Origin of the sequence: Halanaerobium saccharolyticum subsp. saccharolyticum DSM 6643, assembly GCF_000350165.1 — a bacterium.
Classification (GTDB): Bacteria; Bacillota; Halanaerobiia; order Halanaerobiales; family Halanaerobiaceae; genus Halanaerobium; species Halanaerobium saccharolyticum.
The window spans coordinates 1-1058 of the sequence record NZ_CAUI01000011.1 but is presented as its reverse complement, the minus strand read 5'-3'; the positions used below and the strand labels follow the sequence as shown (position 1 = coordinate 1058).

General features: G+C 35.5%; 1 pseudogene. It reads right to left on the bottom strand.

Annotation, left to right across the window (positions count from 1 at the left end):
* Nucleotides 1–952 (bottom strand): annotated as a pseudogene (locus HSACCH_RS05195) (FAD-dependent oxidoreductase); the annotation flags it as partial.
* Between the last annotated feature and the right edge of the window lie 106 nt (nucleotides 953–1058).

Below are 1058 nucleotides of genomic sequence, written 5' to 3'. Positions count from 1 at the left end.
GCAACTTTACCATCTTCAAGTTTTAATATTGTTGGTATTTCTTCAATATCATATCGACCAGAAATAAGTCTATTTTTATAAGTATCAATCTTTAAGAACTTATAGCCCTTGTCTTCAAGTTCCATATTTTCTAATTGACTCACCAGATCCATGCTTTCTTGATCGGTAACACTCCAGAAAGCTACTAAAGCTGGTTTATCAGCCTCAACAACATGATTCTGCCAGTATTCTTCTTCTTCAATATAGCCCTGAGCCATTACAGCTGCAGTCGCTCCATCACCAGCTGCTGTTATTACCTGACGTACAACTTTATTTCTCACATCACCAACTGCATAAACTCCCGGTTGGTTTGTTTCCATCTGTTTTGTTGTTTCAACATAACCATGCTCTGTTAAATCAACAACACCTTCTAAAAAGTCAGTGCTGGGAACTCTTCCTACAAAAAGAAGACGCCTGAACAGTCAAGCTCAGATTTTTCACCATTTTTAATATTTTTAACAACAGCCTTTTCTACCAGTCCATCCCCCTTGATTTCTTCTAGAACAGAATTCCAGACAAAATCAATTTTTTCATTTTCCATTGCTTTTTCCTGCAGAATCTTTTCAGCATCCATTACCCCTTCATCATGAATGACTATCATTGTAATCTTGTTGACAAATTTACTCAGATAAATTGATTCTTCAACAGCTGAGTTTCCATTACCAACTACAACTATATCTAAATCTGTAAAAAGATCTGCATCACAGGTTGCACAGTAAGATACTCCCTTACCTTTAAATTCTTCTTCACCTTTAATTCCCAGTTTTCTAGGTTCAGCACCTGTAGCAATTACAACACTTTTAGCCCTATACTCTTCGCCCTTTTTACATTTTACTACTTTTTCGAAACCATTAACTTCTAGAGATTTAACTTCCCCTCGCTTAAATTCAGTACCAAATTTTTCGGCATGACTTATGCTTATTCCTGCTTTTGATATACAGTACTTCCCCTCTATTTGGAGATGAAGTATAAGAAGATGTTGAAGCAATGTTTACAATTTTAGCTTCAATATTTAAATC